A 16,855-nucleotide genomic window follows, 5' to 3' on the forward strand; every position below is an offset into this window, starting at 1 on the left:
TCCTAGGGTGCCGTGGTCAGCAGCTTCATGCCCAGTCCGACAAATATAACTCCGGCTGCGATGTTGGCGCCTTCCTGCACACGGGGCTTCTCCAGAAATTTGCTGCTGAAGGCACCGGCAAAATAAGCAAGCGCTCCGAAGATCAGAGCGGTCAGCACAATAAAGATAAGTCCAAGCACAAGCATCTGCAAAGGTACAACACCATAGTCATAATTCACGAATTGCGGCAGAAAGGTCAGAAAGAAGATGGCCACTTTGGGATTGAGAATATTCATAATCAGTCCTCTTCGCAGCAATGCCCTTTCATCCTTCTTCTCGCCATCGTTCACTAAGAGCGTTGCTTTACGGTGCTTCAATGATTTGTAGGCCAGGTTAAATAAATACAGTGCACCGGCAATCTTAAACAGGGTGAACAGCAGCGGAGATGTCTTCACAATGATTGACAATCCCAGTGCTGCAGCCAAAGTATGTACTGTATTCCCCAGTGCCAGTCCAACAGCGGTGTAGACACCTGCTTTCCGGCCATTCGTAATCCCCTGGGTAACAGCGAAAATAAGATCCGGACCCGGAATAAGGATCAGCAGAATGGCAGCCCCAAGGTACATAAATAGTGTAGCAATACTAAACATAGCTACCTCCTCTCTGCGAAAGCACGTTGTTAGCTTGCCCGTTTTCGGGTAATGGATTAAAAACAAGCTGCTTGAAAACACTAACTCCAGAGCTTATGATGGATAGGATTGGACAAAAAAAAATCGAAATTCGGAGGAGATGGAACAATGGCCCCCCCATTTAAGCCCAATCGTGTCGTAGTTATCGGTACCGGTGCAGTCGGTACAACAACCGCATATACGCTGCTTCTGCGCAGACGGATGCCTGAATTGGTACTTATCGATGTCAATCACCAGAAAGCGCTGGGTGAAGCACTTGACATGAACCACGGCATGCCGTTTGTCGGCGGTGTAAAACTGTGGGCAGGAACCTATGAAGATTGCCGGGAAGCGGATATTATTATCGTAACCGCCGGCGCCTCCCAGAAGCCGGGTGAGACCCGGATTGATCTTCTGCGAAAGAACATCTCGATTTTTAAAGATATCATCCAAAAGATTACGAAATACAATCAGCATGCCATTCTGCTGATTGCAACGAATCCGGTAGATATCCTGGCTTATGCCACTCTTAAGATCAGCGGCTTCGACCGCAGACGGGTCATCGGTTCCGGTACGGTGCTTGACAGTGCACGGTTCCGCTATTTGATCGGTCTTCATAAAGAAATAGATCCCCGCAGCATTCATGGTCAAATAATCGGTGAACACGGTGACTCCGAGCTTCCGGTATGGAGCCTTGCCAACGTGGCCGGCATCGATTTGGGCTTTGATGAAGCGGAACGCAAGGAGATCTTTGAAGACACCAAGAACGCCGCCTATGAAATTATCGACGCCAAAGGTTCTACCTCATATGCGATTGCTCTTGCCCTGGACCGGATCGTGGTTTCCATTCTGAACAATGAAGGTGCTGTGCTGAATGTCTCCACGCTGCTGAACAACTATAACGGAGTTTCAGATGTGTTCCTCGGTGCTCCATGTGTCGTTGACCGCTCCGGCGTTCGCGAAGTGCTGGATCTGCCGCTGAGTGAAGACGAAAAGGCAATGTTCCAGAAATCTGCAGAGAAGCTCAAAGCGGAAATTTCCAAGCTTGAATTGTAACCATTTTACTCGTTAGCACGGGGTTGTCCTGGTCATTTCAATGACTGGGACAGCCTTGTTTTATGCTTCCCGCACGCAAAAGAAACCGCCCTTCAAGCGGATGGAATATTAACCCCGCGAATAGAAGGACGGATTTTCCTTAAGTACTATAACATGAATCTTTTTTGCCTGACAATGATATTAATCTAATGCTTTAAATTTCCAAGAGCGTTCCCGACCCTTGAGACAGAGTTATTTTGTGACTAGCAATTTGTAATACTCTTTCAGCACTTGTTCCGCTTCCTTACCGTAAATATCAAATCCATTGTTGGACGAAGCCTCTTCCAGAGCGTAGAGCTTTGTACTCCAATCCCACCAGAAGAAACCGGCGAACCAAGGCTCATTCCAAAAGGTTTCAAGTGCCGAACGATAAAAGTTAGCCTGCTCGCTTTCCGAATGAGGCAGATCCTTATGCGTAAAGTCCCACGGCATAGTGGCACAGCCGAGTGCGCTGCGGCAGCCAATTTCGATAAAAACAAGCGGCTTGTTGAATCTTTCGGCTAAAGCCTTAAGCCGGGGTTTCTGCTTCTCCCAGACAGTGAGCATATTCGCATAGGAATCACCCGGCACAGAGGCTACAGGATAATATGCGCTGGTTCCGATGAGATCGACCGCATCGAGCCACTGAATTCCTTCTTCTTTGCCATGATTGGCATTGTAAACGATGGGGCCGGTATATAGGCTCTTCACCTCACGGATAACTTCCCGCCATTCTGCTTCCCTATATTCTGTAGCTACCATTTCACAACCTATACAGAACATTTCGCAGCCCAGCTCCTCTGCCAGCTCCGCATAATGCTTCAAGAAATTCGTGTAGGACTCGAACCAGGCTGCCCAATAGGCGTCTCCATCCTCAGGAAATCCGATCCGCGCTCTCCAAATCCCGTCTCTGGAGTTGACTACAGGCTTCAAGCAGACCTTCAGGCCCAGCTCCTTCGCGTTTCGCACCGCATGTTCGATATCCCGATCTGTCGGCGTATAACCGTAATCAAAGTGAATATCTGTTGAGAACACTGTATCCTGCCAGGTCCAGAAGGACAAAGCGATCCACTCACTTCCGGTATCCGCCAGCTTTTTCATCGAATCCGCTGCATAATCTTTCCGGTACTCTCCTCTTTTTGTTTCCCAGCCATAAGTCATTCCTTTAAAAAAAACTTCCTTCATCCCCAAGTCCTCCTATTAGTTAGTAATAACATGTTCTTTCGTGTACCATTTTCCGTAAATCATTGCTACAGAAATTAAACATTAGATGTAGTTCTTTAGTTCAACTAATATAGTTATTATTAAAAACCTTAATAACAGTTAGAATAAATCAAACAATTAATAATAACAAGTTATTTTTGTTATAAAAAAAGGCCCGAACCGCGTGAGTCATTTAGCGGCCGTGCCTATCAGTGAGGATAACAATTATTCTATTTGCTGGTTGACCTCAAGATAGGATGCGAATTCTGCATCCACTTCCAAAATGACCACATATCTGTGTTTAAGCTGGCAATTGTACAAAACAAGATATAATTAACATATTATTAGTTATGTAAACAATTCGGAATAATGATTTTTCTAGTTCTTCTGCGGAAACTGAATCTGCAGCCTGGACATGGCTTCTTCCTTCTCCCGGCTTGTAATATGCGTATAAACCGTTGTAGTCTGTATGGACGAATGTCCCAGCAGCTCCTGCACAGTACGCAAATCCGCCCCCTTGCGCAGCAGCATTGTGGCAAAGGAGTGACGCAGCTTATGGCTGGAGTACGGCCGGCGGTGAACCATCGGCACTTCCTGCTGAAAACGGCTAAAGGTGTCTGCAGCTATGCCCTGTATTCCCCGTATCGAGAGTCTGCGTCCTTTCTGAGAGATAAACATCGCCTCCTCTTTGCTAAGCCAAGGGGTGAGACGTTCGTTCAAGGCTTGCTGCAGAAAAGGGGCGACATCCTCCGGCACTGGCACATTGCGCCATTTGCGTCCTTTGCCAAATACACGCAGTGTACGCCGTTCTGCATTATAATCACTCAAATTCAGCGTATGGACTTCCCCCACCCGCAGCCCCATATAGGACATCAGTAAGAAAACAGCCAAATTGCGGCTCCGGTATTTGCCTTCTACAGCAGACAAAAACCGCTGCAGATCCACTTCATCCAGATAGACCGGCTCACGGTTTTTTTCGGTTTTGGATTTCTTGATCCCGGCCGCCGGATTGGCTGTCAGCAATTCCAGCTCGATGAGTGCCTTAAACAAACAATTAACCGAGGCATGCTTGCGGTTACGCGTCGCATCGCTTACCCCGCGTTCACGGACCGAGGTCAGATAGGACACTACTTGAAGCTTTTTAACGGATTCCAGACTTCTGCCATTCAGGCTCCCAAGAAACTCCCGCACATCAGCAAGATAGGATTTCTGTGTGTACGCTGTAAATCCGGCATCCTTCATCCAGATCAGAAAGGCCTCAAGCTCTTCTTCATAGTCAGGCCCCAATTTGTTCATGTATGTCCTCCTCCCCCATGATTTCAACAACTTATTGTACCACGGAATTTAATACACCTTCATTAGTATTTGTACTTCTCCACATTGCCGCATGTTTCTCTACCGTCAGCAAAAATTCCTGAAGTGCCGGCGATTTCCATTTCTTTAGATGGTAGACAGTCTGTGTAGCAACCCGCTGCGATTCATCATTCCAGTTCAGCCGGGCCAGCTTGCCGGCGGCCAGCTCGCTTCTTACCGAAATCAGCGGCAGGAATGAGATGCCGAGGCCGGACATGACACACTGCTTGATCGCCTCGATACTCCAGAATTCCAGCTTAGGATCGGGAAACACCCCCTGGCTGTTCAAATGACGCTCAAACAAAATCCGGTAGGTACAGCCTGTTTCTGTAAACAGGATGGTTTCATTCTTAAGGTGCTGCGGTTCGACACTCTCCTGCTGTAGCAAAGGATGATCCGGCGGTGCAATAAGCGTCATCTCTTCAAGAATCAATGTTTCACTGCACAAGTCTTTATATTCCGCCTCCGGCTGCAGCAGAAAAGCCAAATCCAGCTCACCGGAGCGGACGGAATCTGCCAGCTCCCAGCAGACGCCTGGTTTCAGTGTGATTTGAACCTGCGGATATTGCCCGCGGAATTCCTTAATGATGCCCGGCAGACGGAAGGCGGCCAGCGATTCTGGCGCACCAATCCGCAGGACTCCCGATACCTCATTCTCTGCACGCAGGGCATTCTGGGCCAAAGAGTGCATCCGGTGAATTTCCTGCGCATAAGGCAGCAGGCGGCGGCCGGCATCGGTCAGAATAATTTTTTTGCTGATGCGGTCAAACAAAGGCTGGCCAAGCTCTGCCTCCAGCGCTTGAATTTGCGCAGTAATACTGGACTGGGCATAGTCCAGCTTTTGAGCAGCACGGGTAAAACTGCCTGCCTCTACGACTACTAGAAACGTAAATAAATGCCGCGATTCCATATGACTCTCACCAACCTTCCCGGAAGGAATGTATCATCGGTTTTTCGAATGGATAATATTCAAATTTTCCGTTTTTCCTATGGATACATTATCTGATACTCTATAACTAAATTCAAGGTAAAAGGAAAGCGGGATCTTATTTATGAAGGAAACTCATACATTGCAACGAAACATCGGTATGCCGCAAGCCATTGCCCTATACATTGGAGCCGTGCTTGGTTCAGGTATATTAATCGTACCCGGACTGGCCGCGGAAATGGCCGGTCCGGCTTCCCTGCTGGCCTGGGGATTCATGACCCTGCTGATTCTGCCTCTGGCTTTGTCTATGGGTCTCCTCTCCGCTAAATTCCCAAATGCCGGAGGTGTGTCCCATTTCGTCACTTTGGCCTTCGGTCCCAAGGCCGGAGCCTTGGTGGGCTGGTTCTTCCTGATGTCGGTGCCCATTGGCGGACCTGTGGCTGCGCTGACAGGAGCCGGGTATATGACGGCCGCCATGGGCTGGGGAGATGGAGCCCGAATCGCTATCGCCGCCGTGATGCTGGCCATTGGCCTGATCACGAACTGGATGGGCATGCAGGTCGCAGGCAAAGTACAAATTGCCGTCGTAATCGCAATCATTGCTGTGCTGGTATTCTCGTTTGCCACCGCACTCCCCCGCATGGAAAGCACGCATTTCACGCCTTTTGTTCCCCGTGGCTGGTTAAGCATCGGGCAGGCGGCAGCTATTCTCTTCTGGTGTTTCATCGGCTGGGAGGCAGTCTCCCATCTTTCAGAAGAGTTCAAGGACCCGCAGCGTGCAGCTGTTAAGGGGGTCACCATCGCCGCTATTATCGTAGGGGTGCTCTATTTCTTATCCGCGCTGGCTACAGTTGGAACCCAAAGCTACCTCCGTGGAGGCGCTGATTCCTCGCTCGTCTGGATCATCAGCCAGCCGCTTGGCGCATGGGGCGGCTTCATCGCCGGTCTTACCGGCCTGTTCATCTGCACCGCGACGATTATCGCCTATTCCAGCGCTGCATCACGGGTGGCCTTTGCCTTGTCCCGTCAGGGCTATGCTCCCAAGTGGATGGGACGCCTGTCCAACCGGTACAAGACGCCCACTGGGGCTATTGGTTTCTTGTTGCTTTGTTTTGCTGCAGTACTGCTCCTTTACGGCAGTGGCCTGCTCTCCATCACCACGCTGATCCAGTTCCCCAATGCCACTTTCATCCTGACGTACATTGGAGGCTGCGCAGCCGGAATCCGGCTGCTCAAAGGCAACAGGCTTGGAGTAACGATCAGCTGGATATCTTTTATCGCCACATTGGCGGTGTTTCCATTTACGGGGTGGGCAATACTGTATCCGCTGCTGATTACGATCGTCTTTATCGTCGTCGCCGTGTTGGGCAATAAACGCAGCTCCGGCAGCGGTTACTCTCAGACACTGGAACATCGTTAGTCGGCGCACAGGACCCTTGAATAGAGCAGGCCGCATCCTCTTTGCTGGGCAAGGAGGGTGCGGCCTGTTTTCTTTTGAAGGGACTGTCCAAATAACGGAAAGGATGCGCAAGCGGGAAGATCAACTGGAATGTAAGCGAATCTCTGCTGACTGAGGCGGTTTCCGGCAGTGGAAGTGCGGCATAGTAAATGAAGGGTAACGACTTTACGCTGATTCTAAACAAGCGACCGCCGCCCACAGCAGCTGGTCACTTTCACTCTGCAGGGCAATACTTTCAGCGGAATCGTATGCGGAATGCTCTTCGAACATTTCATTGGCCTGCTGTTCAGTGATCGGATAGTCTTTCAATCGTTCTTCCTCCCCGGTTAGTCAATGAATATACGCTTTATCCCTAGCAAACCGTTCGCTTTTGGGCTAAAAGTTTTAGGGAGGTTAACGGGGACTGCTACGCGTTTCGTTTCAGGAAGGCCGCATACGGTTATGGATTGAAGAGAGATAGAACCCATATTTCATTAAAGGAGACGATAAACATGCCCGAAAATAAAAAGATCGTTCTCGAACCGGCAGCGCAGAAGTTTGCCGATGACAATGCAAAGCCCCCTTTCCTTCCAGACCTCGGTCCTGAAAAGGGCCGAGAAACGGTGGATACCGTTCAATCCGGTGAAATAAAAAAACCGGAGACCGATATCCAGGATCTCTCTGTTCCCGGTGGACCCAAAGGTGAGGTTCCGATCCGAATTGTTCGTCCGGTTAACTCTTCTGCTTCATCACTTCCTGTTATCTTATACATTCACGGTGCCGGTTGGGTATTCGGTAACAGCCATACTCACGACCGGCTCATTCGTGAACTGGCCGCCGGCGCGGATGCGGCCGTTGTTTTTCCGGAATACAGCCTGTCCCCGGAAGCTAAGTATCCTACAGCAATTGAGGAAATTTATGCGGTGCTGGAATGGATCTCCAATCATGGTTCCGAACATGGTCTTGACAGGGGTCGATTAACTGTAGCTGGTGACAGTGTCGGAGGCAATATGACTGCGGCCATCACGCTGATGGCCAAAGAACGCAAAGGCCCGGCAATCAGCAAGCAGCTGCTGTTTTATCCGGTAACCGACGCTTCATTCGATACGGAATCGTATCACCAGTTCGCCGAAGGTTATTTCCTCCAGCGTGAAGGGATGAAGTGGTTTTGGGATCAATATACAACAGATCCGCAGGAACGGGCTCAGATTACCGCTTCCCCGCTGCGGGCCAGCCTAGAGCAGCTCAGCGGTTTGCCGGAAGCCCTGATTATTACGGGAGAAGCCGATGTACTGCGGGATGAAGGCGAGGCCTATGCCGCCAAATTGCGTGAAGCGGGCGTAACGGTAACAGCGGTACGGTTTCAAGGCATCATCCATGACTTTGTCATGCTGAATGCGCTCGCGGACACGAATGCTAATAAAGGAGCACTGCGCTTAGCAACAGCGTGGCTGCGGCAGTAGTGCTGAAAGAAACAAGACAAGATATATGTAACGTGAAATCAGGCCAGCTTCGGGTGTATTCCGAAGCTGGCCTGATGCCTTAAAAACGGCTTAATTTCAGTAAAGTGTGCAGCTGCTCAGCAGTTATTTTTACAAATAAAATATTTAACCGCCTTCCCGCACAAATCCGCTGAAGCTGTAGCCTGGGTTAGTTCCGATTGTTATTTACGCTGACTGTAAAATTCCGCCGCTTTGGTCAGCATGTCCTTCAACGAACTGAAGGAAGTCGTATGACTGACATGCTCATTCAACTGATCCTGGGGCAGGGATTTCAAATCCTCCGCCGAAGATGCAGAGAAACCTCCGCTTTGCAGCAGCTCCTGCAGTGACTCAAAAGGCGTAAACTGTTGCAGAAACGATCCTGACAGCAACTGATCCAAAGGGAGTTTCTCCATCAATTGATCCAGCGGCAGCTGATCTAGTGGCAGCTTTTGCAGCAGATCGCCCACTCCGCCTTCTTTAACCGTATCCACCAGACCTTGTATTTTCTCACCGAATCCTCCAAAATTGAATCCCATAACAAGCCCTCCTGTAAAATCTTAGTTGCCCCTTATTACCCCAATCTGGACCGGTTGAATTACTTATTTACATATTAATTATTATGTTAACTAATAAACAACTTCCTTATTTTAGAAACTTAATGAGCATTTATACGTCTAACTAAATATGAACATTCACAAGGAGATGACTCTTTTGCCACAAGTAAAAACAATTCTCACATCACTTCTCGCTGTTTCCCTATTGTCATCCGGTACCACCCTAACGTTGCAAGGAACGGCCACTGATACCGCCTATGCAGCATCCGCCAGCGCCACTTCTGTGAAACCCGCCAAGGACACCTCACTCCCCTTAAAGTGGTCCACAACAACGGACGGCATTGGCATGTATGACAAACTGCCTATCTTGAACGGTATCCTCTATTACTCCGCCTACCCTACACTGTACGCCAAAAATATAGCTACCGGCCAAGTGAAATGGTCCTACAAAAATGGCGGGGAGCCTCAGATCGTGACGAACAACTCCGTCTTTTTTATTGACAATAACGAACAACTCGTAAAAGTATCCGCTGACACGGGGAAACTGCTGTGGAAGGTGAAAGTGTCAAAGTTCCCCATAGAAATTGGTGCTCAGGTCCGTCTGATTAACGGAAAAATATATTTCTCCAATGAACGTGGCGGTGTAGCTGTCTACCATCCGGTTACAGGAAAGAAAATTTGGGAGAATACGGATATTCCCATGTATGTAGGGACCATTTACGGAGAATATAAAGGCGCACTCGTCGTCTCCAGCACCGTAGATAATATACGCACACAATTTTTCGGACTAGATCTTGCTACTGGCAAGAAGTTATGGAGAACAGAAGGCTTTTACGAATATGTGGGTGTTCAGGATGGACATTTGCTGCTGCGGAAACAAGTAAAAGAACATTATGATGCTGAAACCACCCCTGTTGCGGGTCATGTATTAACACTGGTCCAATTGGACCCGGCAACAGGCAAAATATCAGGCCAAGAAGACTACAAGCCTCTGAATGACATTGACAGAATGAGCAATTACTACACTTCCATTCAGAATCCATATATCTACACGGTAGTTGGAAATCTTGATAAAGATGAATATACGCTAACACGGTTTACACGCAGCCAGGACAAAGAAACAGCGGAAAAAAGCTATGAAAGCTATGGCAGATGGCTGGCCGGCCCTACAAACGGAATGGCATTTTTTCAAAAAGGAACCCAAATCACCGGAGTCAATCTTAAGAATGACCGTGTTGTGAATTTCAACAATCCGGCAAGCAAGGTTGAACGTCTGCAGCGGGTTGGCAAGGCTGTATTCGCCATTTACGAGAACGGGTACCTCTCCATTAATCATGCGGATACCGGAGCCTTGTACGGGATTATCAAAACCGGAGCCGGCTACCACTATTTTGGCAATGTTACGATCGAAAAAGGAATCGCACTGATCCCGACAGAGCGTAAATTGCTGGCCGTAGCCTTGCCTAAAGAATTGCAGTAAATGATCTTTACGTTTAGCGGTTCCTGCGAAGAAACTCCCCGATTCTCCGGGCAGCTTCCAGGAGCCGCTTTTCTTCTTCAACCAGCGCGATTCTGACGAACCCTTCTCCCTGCGAACCAAAAGCATCCCCCGGGATTACAGCAACACCAGTCTTCAGCAGCAGCTCTTGAGCAAACTTGCGTGATCGGCCAACTTCACCTGGAGTTCCCCAAGCTTCCGGAAGCCGTGCCCAGACAAACATTGTTGCTTTGGGCTTAACAACAGACCAGCCTTCCAAAGACAAAGCTTCAATGAACACATCGCGCCGATGCTCATAGAGCGGAGCCACCTCCAGTTCCCCACCTCCAGCCATCGCCAGCTCCAGCGCACATACCGCAGCCTCCTGTACCGGATTAAATACCCCATAGTCTACATTGCTCTTCAGTTCACGGAGTGCGCCAACAGCTTGGCGGTTGCCGGTCATAAAACCAACGCGGCATCCGGCCATATTAAAACTCTTGGAGAACGAATGAAATTCAACCGCCGTCTCTAGGGCTCCAGGTACTTGCAGGATACTTAACGGACGGTAGCCGTCAAACCCCATCTCCGAATACGCCAAATCATGAATAACCAGCACCTCCCATTTCCCGGCTAATGCAATCAGTTTCTCCATGTAAGCCAGATCGGCCGTAACCGCAATCGGATTGCCGGGAAAGCTGAGCAGGATAAAAACCGCCTGCTGCCATATCTCATCAGGAATGCTGTCCAGATCAGGCAGAAAGTCATTTTGTTCCAGCAAAGGGAGCTGCCAGGCCTTGACCCCTGCAATCGCCAGTGAGCCGGAATAAATTGGATACCCCGGATCAGGGACAATCGCCAAATCTCCGGGGTTGCAAATGGACAAAGCAAGATGGGCCAGCCCGTCCTGTGAACCCATCAGCGCCACCAGCTCTTCCTCATCATCCACTTCAACATCAAACCGCCATTTCATCCAGGCTGCCGCTTGCTTGCGGAACAAGCCGCTTCCCTTGGAAGCGGGATAAGAATAACTGTTCTCTCTGAGAACTGCATCACTTAACGCTTGGCGAATCTCAAGAGCAGGTGCCTGATCCGGACTGCCGATCCCAAGGTCGATGACCTCGATGCCCGACCTCCGTGCTTCTGCTTTCCATTCGGATACCTCCGAGAATATGGATGAACCCAAATGCGATAGTTTATCCGATCGCCATCCCCGTTTGGAACTGCTGTATGTCAAAATCAAAACCCCCAGCTGTTTTTCCAATTAGTATAGCATGATTTCTTTCACCCGGTTTTACACAAAGCTCACATCAGAAGGCCGTAAACAGTTAAAACCATATTCTAGATTAAATACCGTATTAATCCAATATCAACCCTCAATTCGGCACAACCAGATGGTTAGATGAACCTATTAAAATGGATCTCAGATGAAACAGCGTATAATTTATGTTATACGCTGTTTTTTTTTGGCGTTAAATAGACTATTTGCATATACTCTCTAAATCTCGTTTGCGGCAATCATTTGGATTTCTCTGACATCATTTCACAATGCGTGAAGGATAAGAACTTGTACCCTTAGCCGTAATATTTGCGTTAACACTACCAAATACAATAAGATTTTATTTAGGCACGTTCTTATATTATAAATTTAGATCGTTATCTAATCTGAAATAGCACCATGTTGTTGTCCTTCGACACCTCGGTTCAGCAAATCCCAAAATTGTTCAACCATGACCGATGCCGGATACGGCATCGAACGGATTATCCACCATTCCAATACACCCACTGCCGCTGAAATTAAAAATTGGACCGTAATGTCCCTGTTCAACTCCCCATCGAGTTTGATCGAATCCAGATGCTCGTTCAGTCTTTGCCGAAACATTGTCTCCATTTGGTTTCGAAAAACCGTGTTTCCCTTGCTCGTCAGCATTAAGGAATAGAAAGGAGCATGCTGCTCCAAATATTCAAACGTGCGTAATAGCGTAGTTTTGGAAGGGAGATGAACCATCTTATCATCTTCAGACATACAATTGCGTAGTAACTGGTTAATCTGAGCTTCCATGTGTTGATCGCGCAAATCGTACTTGTCATTGAAATGCAAATACACCGTTCCTCGATTGACATTCGCTTCCTCAGCAATTTGATTGACCGTTATGCTCTCGAATTCCTTTTCTGACATCAGCCTCATAAAAGCATCAAAAATCGCTTGCCTCGATTTTTGAATACGCCTGTCCATATCCTTCTCCCCTTTATCCCATACAGAATGAACACATCGAAGTCCTCTGTTGAAAAATCAACAACCGAGCTTATTTTAAACATTGAACACCATTTATCGCTCTGGTACATTCACTATATAAAACATATGTTATTAATTCAACACATGTTCAATTTAAGAGGAGGTATACAAAAAATCGATATTTTAATTTAAAAGAAATCAGGAGGGTTTACAAAATGAAACTTACAGGAAACACGATTTTCATTACAGGCGGCGGTTCGGGAATTGGACGTGCATTAGCAGAAGCTCTCCACAATCTTGGGAATAAAGTTATTATCGCTGGTCGGAGTAAAGAACGTCTGGAGGAGACAATCAAAGCGAATCCCGGCATATCCGCAGTGGAATTGAATGTACAAGATCCTGCCAGCATAAAGGCGGCCGCTAAGCAGTTAATCGAAGAACACCCGGATGTAAATGTTTTGTTTAACAACGCCGGCATCATCCAGTCCGATGACGCGGCGGGCGTGATTGATGAGGATGTTTTGGTTTCGACTGTCAAGACAAACTTGCTAGGTCCAATTCGTATGACTTCTGCATTGATCGAGCATTTGAAGTCCAAAGAAGAAGCGGTTGTCATCAACACGACTTCGATACTTGGATTTATGCCATTAGCGGCGACTGCTCTATATTCCGCAACGAAGGCAGCACTTCACACCTATACGCTGTCCCAACGGTACATGCTTAAAGACACAACGGTAAAAGTATTAGAAATTGTGCCACCATGGGTTCAAAGCAACAACGATGAACCGCGTGCGATGCCACTTACATCATTCATTGAAGAAACTATAAAGGTACTTGGTACGGATACGGACGAAGTTCTGGTTGAAGAAGCAAAAATGTTTCGAAATAATCCTGGCCCGAATGAAGGTGTTTTTGTGACCCAGTTTAACGATACGATGAAGTCTAAACCTCCAAAGATTCATTGATCCACCTATAATTCTTTGAATCTGCCAGTAACCCCGGCATCAAGCGCTTTGACTCAGAAATGGCTTGGCTTGCGGCCCGTTCAATTATCGTTTATTTTGATCTCAATAGCGACAGGTCCTTTACATTAATATTAATAGACACTTCTTTCTCCCTTCGTTCCTTTCACGCTGCCCTCAATTTGGGCATACGATAAGATATCAAGCGCGAAGGTGGAACAGAATATGTCTAAGAACAAACGCGGCAAAGCATTATGGCGGACTCCCTCCCGGAGCAGAGGAACCTGCCCGATCTGTGGCAGTACGCGAATCAAGCTGCTCTATATCGGCAAAGGCGTTACCGGCGAGAAGCTTAATGTCTGCAAGAAATGCGAGGGCAAACAAGCAGGTTGAGAAGATTATGCCGGAGAAAGTAATCCTCTTTCTGAATCATAAGACAGGAAGAACAAAGGGGAGTGCCGGTGTTGCGGCACTCCCCTTTGTTCTTCTAATTAATTCAATTCATGCTGGGGCACCCAATTGCGGACACCGCTATCTTCAAGAATTCCCAGAGTAACATCCGAGATATGCGGGTCGGCCAGCAGCTTGTCCCTTACCTTGAACTTGATATCATCTGCGTCGGCAAGTGTCATTCCCCGTCTCAGCTCAATCAGTCCCTCTACATGGTAATTCCCTTCACCACAGCAATGCATGTATTGCCGATGGCAGCCGAGCCTGAAGATTTATTGCCTTTTTTGATCAAACTCCCGTTTGCACCTCATTCGGCTTTATCTGCCGCAAGTGATTTGATTTGGCCTTTTGCAGTTGGTCTATGGTTCTAATTAACCCGTTGCGGCCAAATTCTATCACTGGCAGGGGAGGCATTGAATTAACCTGTTCTCTTCTGCTACACGCTCATTTCAATACAATCTGATGGTACGCTCCCCGCTTGCCGTATCCAGAATCACTTCCCGCTCATGCTTCCAGGTAGGGCTGCTCAGCCCAAGCACGTTCTCCGGATCCCGATCCTCACCCCGAATCATAACCGAGTAGTCCTGGTTTTTCAGCTTATGCATGAATAATCCAAAATACCGGCTCCGGTAAAATTCTGCGAAATATTGGCTTTCCCCTAGTGTAGCGATCCGGTATTTCACAACCAGCAACTCTTGATTCCGGGGGGAATGCAAATATTCATATTGCCAGCCCATAAACGACGAGCAGAAGTATTTCACCCCGAACAACAACAGGATTAAGGAAACTGTCAGGAACAGGAGCAGCTGTTTTTGGAGCAGAGCCAGAGACACACTTAGCAGGATTACATGATAAAGGACAATATATCCCCCCGATGGGTGAAGCCGCGGTCCAGGCGAATAATCCAACAGTCCAAGAAGGACAAGTAGTACATCGGAAGCAAGTAAGATTCCAAGTAAACGAAATGCTATTTTTTTGCGGGCAGTCAGCTTGGACAACATAAGGCCCTCCCTTTTCCATCAGTAATATGCCTAATGATATAAGCAGGAGCAGATGCAATAAAGAGAAATTACCAGGTTTTTCTTTCCTGTTTTATTGTTTTAATTGCCAGGTTAGTCATGCTTCACATACGGGTCTCGGGGAAACCCGGTTTGATCCACAGCCTGGAGATGTCCAGAAAACCAAAAGATCCCGTATGCAAGCCGAACAGACTCTGATTCAGCTGGGCTCTTTTGTTCATATGACAGCCATAGAGGACCCAACAATTCTCGCGCAGAATCGCTTCCGTCCGCTCCAGAAGTTCGCCTCTGCCTTCTGCAGGCAGTTCTGCAAAATGCTCCAGTTCCCGCTGTAATTGGTCCCGCTGATTGTCTTGAAGCAACGCGTGCAGATGGTTGGACTTGTTCACAAAGTAATTAATCATTCCCCACTGCCAATCATCTTCGAGTACCTCTTCCGCAAACAGGAAATCCGCCTGCTGCTTGACTTCCTCCATGTTGTATTCCTTGTAGGATATCAGGCAAATATGCAGACCGATTCGCTCCGCACGCTGCTGCAGCCACTCAGCTTCTTCAAGCTCATCCTTTCTGGGAACATAAGCAAGCGTTATCTCTACTCCGCTGTACCCGCTGGATTCCAGCAGCTTTGCCGCCTCTTCAAGTGAATGCTCTTTCCAGATTATGCGGCGGCTATTCCAAGGCAGGAAGCTGTCTGCCGGTGTAATCCGGTTACCGCCCAGTTCCCTGATCAGCGCAGAAGGGTCATAAAGAAGACGTATCGCCTGGCGAAAAAGCAGATTGTGCTGAATTCCCTCTTTGCGAAAATTCACGATAATATATCTGCAACCCAGCGCCGGGTAATCAATACTGTTGCCGGAGCAACCATCCGAATAGGAGCCTGAAACGGCGGCATCCGGCAGCTGGTATTGGCGTGTACCGGAGCCCTGATCCGGCAAATACCAGATTTCGACCCGGTCCAACAGCGGACGAATGCTGTAGTAATCATCAAAGGCTGCAAGCACAAGCACATCTTCATTCAAATTCATCAGCCGGTAGGGACCTGTTCCAAGGGGTTCCTGGTCATTATCAGCATCAAAGGGCAGAATCGACATGTGAATGGAGCTTAAGAGATGAAGAAAAAAGAGATTGGGAGATGATAGATTGAAGCGGATCCGGTGATCCCCCTCAAGCTCTACTTCTTCAATCCCCCGAAAGTGCCATAATGCCGAACTGTCCAGCTCCACCAGCCGCTGCAGCGTACTTTTCACATCCCGCGAGGTCATCACCCTGCCGTGATGGAATCGAACACCTTTGCGCAAATAGAAGATATAGCTGGTATGGTCCTCATTCGCTTCCCACATATGGGCCAGTGCCGGGTTAAAGGAATCGCTAACGGCATCATATGTAACTAAAGTACTGCAGATTTGTCCGATCAGATAGGCTTCAAAAGCTGTGTATACAAAAGCGGGGTCAAGCTTCTCCATGCTGCGGTTGCGGGTAATCCGCAGGACATCAAGTCCTGTGGTCGATTCTGTCTCGCTCTGATAGCCCATTTGTCTATTTAACAAGGTTAATAACCTATCCTTTAGCGGACCTTTGACCTCAGGCAGCCCAATTAACTCGATTGCCTGCTTTATCTTCCCGCTGCTAATCAGCTCCAAAAGATAATTCTCCAATATCTCTTCCACAGTGCGTAAAAAAGTCATCGCCGAGGTGTGGCCTCTTCCCCGTCCTGCCTGCCACTGGATGAACCCCTTCTCCTCGAGCTTGCGCAGAATAAATTTCACGTTGCGTGGCGTGCAGCACAGCACAGATGCCAGCAGCTCAATTGTCACCGGAATAGGCACATGAATAGTAAAGGGATTATTAATCTCTGAGGCAACCCGTAAATAATGTGTAACGTTATTGTCCATGATCCATGCTCCTTTAAAGGTGAAACGGGGAACGCAATCCTTACACTTTTACTTCCCCCTTTTATCATTACAATTATACATAAAGCAGCTTTGATTAGCAGGTTTAAAAATTCAGCAACCAGAGTAGGAGATTCACAT

General features: G+C 48.0%; 16 protein-coding genes and 1 pseudogene. 6 read left to right on the forward strand and 11 right to left on the reverse strand.

The annotated features are described in order from the left end of the window. Positions 1-2: 2 nt before the first annotated feature. Positions 3-629: a LysE family translocator gene (locus tag NST07_RS18460; RefSeq protein ID WP_341093650.1), complete on the reverse strand. Its 627-nt coding sequence runs from the start codon at positions 627-629 to the stop codon at positions 3-5. 147 nt (positions 630-776) lie between these two features. Between NST07_RS18460 and NST07_RS18465 the strand changes: the two genes are divergently transcribed. Next, on the forward strand, positions 777-1,703 hold the full coding sequence (locus NST07_RS18465) for an L-lactate dehydrogenase (protein ID WP_341093652.1): 927 nt from the start codon (positions 777-779) through the stop codon (positions 1,701-1,703). Positions 1,704-1,934: 231 nt separating this feature from the next. On the opposite strand, the gene NST07_RS18470 is transcribed toward NST07_RS18465, so the two are convergent. The 3 genes from NST07_RS18470 to NST07_RS18480 form a co-directional block, all read right to left on the reverse strand. Continuing rightward, positions 1,935-2,906, reverse strand: coding sequence for a glycosyl hydrolase family 53 (locus NST07_RS18470; protein WP_341093654.1), 972 nt, complete (start codon positions 2,904-2,906; stop codon positions 1,935-1,937). Between the two features lie 396 nt (positions 2,907-3,302). After that, positions 3,303-4,220: a tyrosine-type recombinase/integrase gene (locus tag NST07_RS18475; RefSeq protein ID WP_341093656.1), complete on the reverse strand. Its 918-nt coding sequence runs from the start codon at positions 4,218-4,220 to the stop codon at positions 3,303-3,305. 31 nt (positions 4,221-4,251) lie between these two features. Beyond that, complete coding sequence (locus NST07_RS18480) at positions 4,252-5,187, reverse strand: LysR family transcriptional regulator (protein WP_342479926.1); 936 nt, start codon at positions 5,185-5,187, stop codon at positions 4,252-4,254. A gap of 142 nt (positions 5,188-5,329) precedes the next feature. On the opposite strand from NST07_RS18480, the gene NST07_RS18485 reads away from it, so the two are divergent. Beyond that, on the forward strand, positions 5,330-6,625 hold the full coding sequence (locus NST07_RS18485) for an amino acid permease (protein WP_341093658.1): 1,296 nt from the start codon (positions 5,330-5,332) through the stop codon (positions 6,623-6,625). Positions 6,626-6,829: 204 nt separating this feature from the next. Here the strand turns inward: NST07_RS18485 and NST07_RS18490 are convergent, their stop codons facing one another. Further along, positions 6,830-6,973, reverse strand: a complete 144-nt coding sequence (locus NST07_RS18490; protein ID WP_341093660.1) for a hypothetical protein — start codon at positions 6,971-6,973, stop codon at positions 6,830-6,832. A 182-nt stretch (positions 6,974-7,155) separates the two neighbouring features. Between NST07_RS18490 and NST07_RS18495 the strand changes: the two genes are divergently transcribed. Continuing rightward, entirely contained in the window at positions 7,156-8,106 is a 951-nt protein-coding gene (locus NST07_RS18495) for an alpha/beta hydrolase (protein ID WP_342479927.1), read from the forward strand. 200 nt (positions 8,107-8,306) lie between these two features. On the opposite strand, the gene NST07_RS18500 is transcribed toward NST07_RS18495, so the two are convergent. Next, positions 8,307-8,663, reverse strand: a complete 357-nt coding sequence (locus NST07_RS18500; protein ID WP_341093663.1) for a hypothetical protein — start codon at positions 8,661-8,663, stop codon at positions 8,307-8,309. Positions 8,664-8,838: 175 nt separating this feature from the next. Between NST07_RS18500 and NST07_RS18505 the strand changes: the two genes are divergently transcribed. Further along, positions 8,839-10,161, forward strand: a complete 1,323-nt coding sequence (locus tag NST07_RS18505; protein WP_341093665.1) for a PQQ-binding-like beta-propeller repeat protein — start codon at positions 8,839-8,841, stop codon at positions 10,159-10,161. Positions 10,162-10,174: 13 nt separating this feature from the next. Here NST07_RS18505 and NST07_RS18510 read toward each other — a convergent pair whose 3' ends face one another. After that, the gene (locus tag NST07_RS18510) at positions 10,175-11,395 is read right to left on the reverse strand and encodes an aminotransferase class I/II-fold pyridoxal phosphate-dependent enzyme (RefSeq protein WP_342479928.1); all 1,221 of its coding nucleotides are present in this window, start codon (positions 11,393-11,395) and stop codon (positions 10,175-10,177) included. A 423-nt stretch (positions 11,396-11,818) separates the two neighbouring features. Further along, positions 11,819-12,394, reverse strand: coding sequence for a TetR/AcrR family transcriptional regulator (locus tag NST07_RS18515; protein ID WP_341093668.1), 576 nt, complete (start codon positions 12,392-12,394; stop codon positions 11,819-11,821). A 215-nt stretch (positions 12,395-12,609) separates the two neighbouring features. Here NST07_RS18515 and NST07_RS18520 point away from each other — a divergent pair, with 215 nt between their 5' ends. Further along, positions 12,610-13,359, forward strand: coding sequence for an SDR family NAD(P)-dependent oxidoreductase (locus NST07_RS18520; RefSeq protein WP_341093669.1), 750 nt, complete (start codon positions 12,610-12,612; stop codon positions 13,357-13,359). Between the two features lie 222 nt (positions 13,360-13,581). Beyond that, the gene (locus NST07_RS18525; RefSeq protein ID WP_341093670.1) at positions 13,582-13,749 is read left to right on the forward strand and encodes a hypothetical protein; all 168 of its coding nucleotides are present in this window, start codon (positions 13,582-13,584) and stop codon (positions 13,747-13,749) included. 98 nt (positions 13,750-13,847) lie between these two features. Here NST07_RS18525 and NST07_RS18530 read toward each other — a convergent pair. From NST07_RS18530 to NST07_RS18540, 3 genes and pseudogenes are all read right to left on the reverse strand, one after another. Then, positions 13,848-14,024 (reverse strand): annotated as a pseudogene (locus NST07_RS18530) (cation transporter); the annotation flags it as partial. A 231-nt stretch (positions 14,025-14,255) separates the two neighbouring features. After that, complete coding sequence (locus NST07_RS18535) at positions 14,256-14,804, reverse strand: hypothetical protein (protein WP_342479929.1); 549 nt, start codon at positions 14,802-14,804, stop codon at positions 14,256-14,258. Between the two features lie 125 nt (positions 14,805-14,929). Next, positions 14,930-16,717 (reverse strand): ABC transporter substrate-binding protein, encoded by a 1,788-nt coding sequence (locus NST07_RS18540; RefSeq protein ID WP_342479930.1) that lies wholly within the window; start codon positions 16,715-16,717, stop codon positions 14,930-14,932. Between the last annotated feature and the right edge of the window lie 138 nt (positions 16,718-16,855).

It is taken from the genome of Paenibacillus sp. FSL L8-0340 (genome assembly GCF_038593145.1).
In the GTDB taxonomy this organism is placed as follows: Bacteria; Bacillota; Bacilli; order Paenibacillales; family Paenibacillaceae; genus Paenibacillus_AQ.

Coding starts and splice junctions, on each gene's coding strand:
- NST07_RS18460 (WP_341093650.1), bottom strand. CDS start 629: ATGTTTAGTATTGCTACACTATTTATGTACCTTGGGGCTGCCATTCTG.
- NST07_RS18465 (WP_341093652.1), top strand. CDS start 777: ATGGCCCCCCCATTTAAGCCCAATCGTGTCGTAGTTATCGGTACCGGT.
- NST07_RS18470 (WP_341093654.1), bottom strand. CDS start 2,906: ATGAAGGAAGTTTTTTTTAAAGGAATGACTTATGGCTGGGAAACAAAA.
- NST07_RS18475 (WP_341093656.1), bottom strand. CDS start 4,220: ATGAACAAATTGGGGCCTGACTATGAAGAAGAGCTTGAGGCCTTTCTG.
- NST07_RS18480 (WP_342479926.1), bottom strand. CDS start 5,187: ATGGAATCGCGGCATTTATTTACGTTTCTAGTAGTCGTAGAGGCAGGC.
- NST07_RS18485 (WP_341093658.1), top strand. CDS start 5,330: ATGAAGGAAACTCATACATTGCAACGAAACATCGGTATGCCGCAAGCC.
- NST07_RS18495 (WP_342479927.1), top strand. CDS start 7,156: ATGCCCGAAAATAAAAAGATCGTTCTCGAACCGGCAGCGCAGAAGTTT.
- NST07_RS18500 (WP_341093663.1), bottom strand. CDS start 8,663: ATGGGATTCAATTTTGGAGGATTCGGTGAGAAAATACAAGGTCTGGTG.
- NST07_RS18515 (WP_341093668.1), bottom strand. CDS start 12,394: ATGGACAGGCGTATTCAAAAATCGAGGCAAGCGATTTTTGATGCTTTT.
- NST07_RS18520 (WP_341093669.1), top strand. CDS start 12,610: ATGAAACTTACAGGAAACACGATTTTCATTACAGGCGGCGGTTCGGGA.
- NST07_RS18525 (WP_341093670.1), top strand. CDS start 13,582: ATGTCTAAGAACAAACGCGGCAAAGCATTATGGCGGACTCCCTCCCGG.
- NST07_RS18540 (WP_342479930.1), bottom strand. CDS start 16,717: ATGGACAATAACGTTACACATTATTTACGGGTTGCCTCAGAGATTAAT.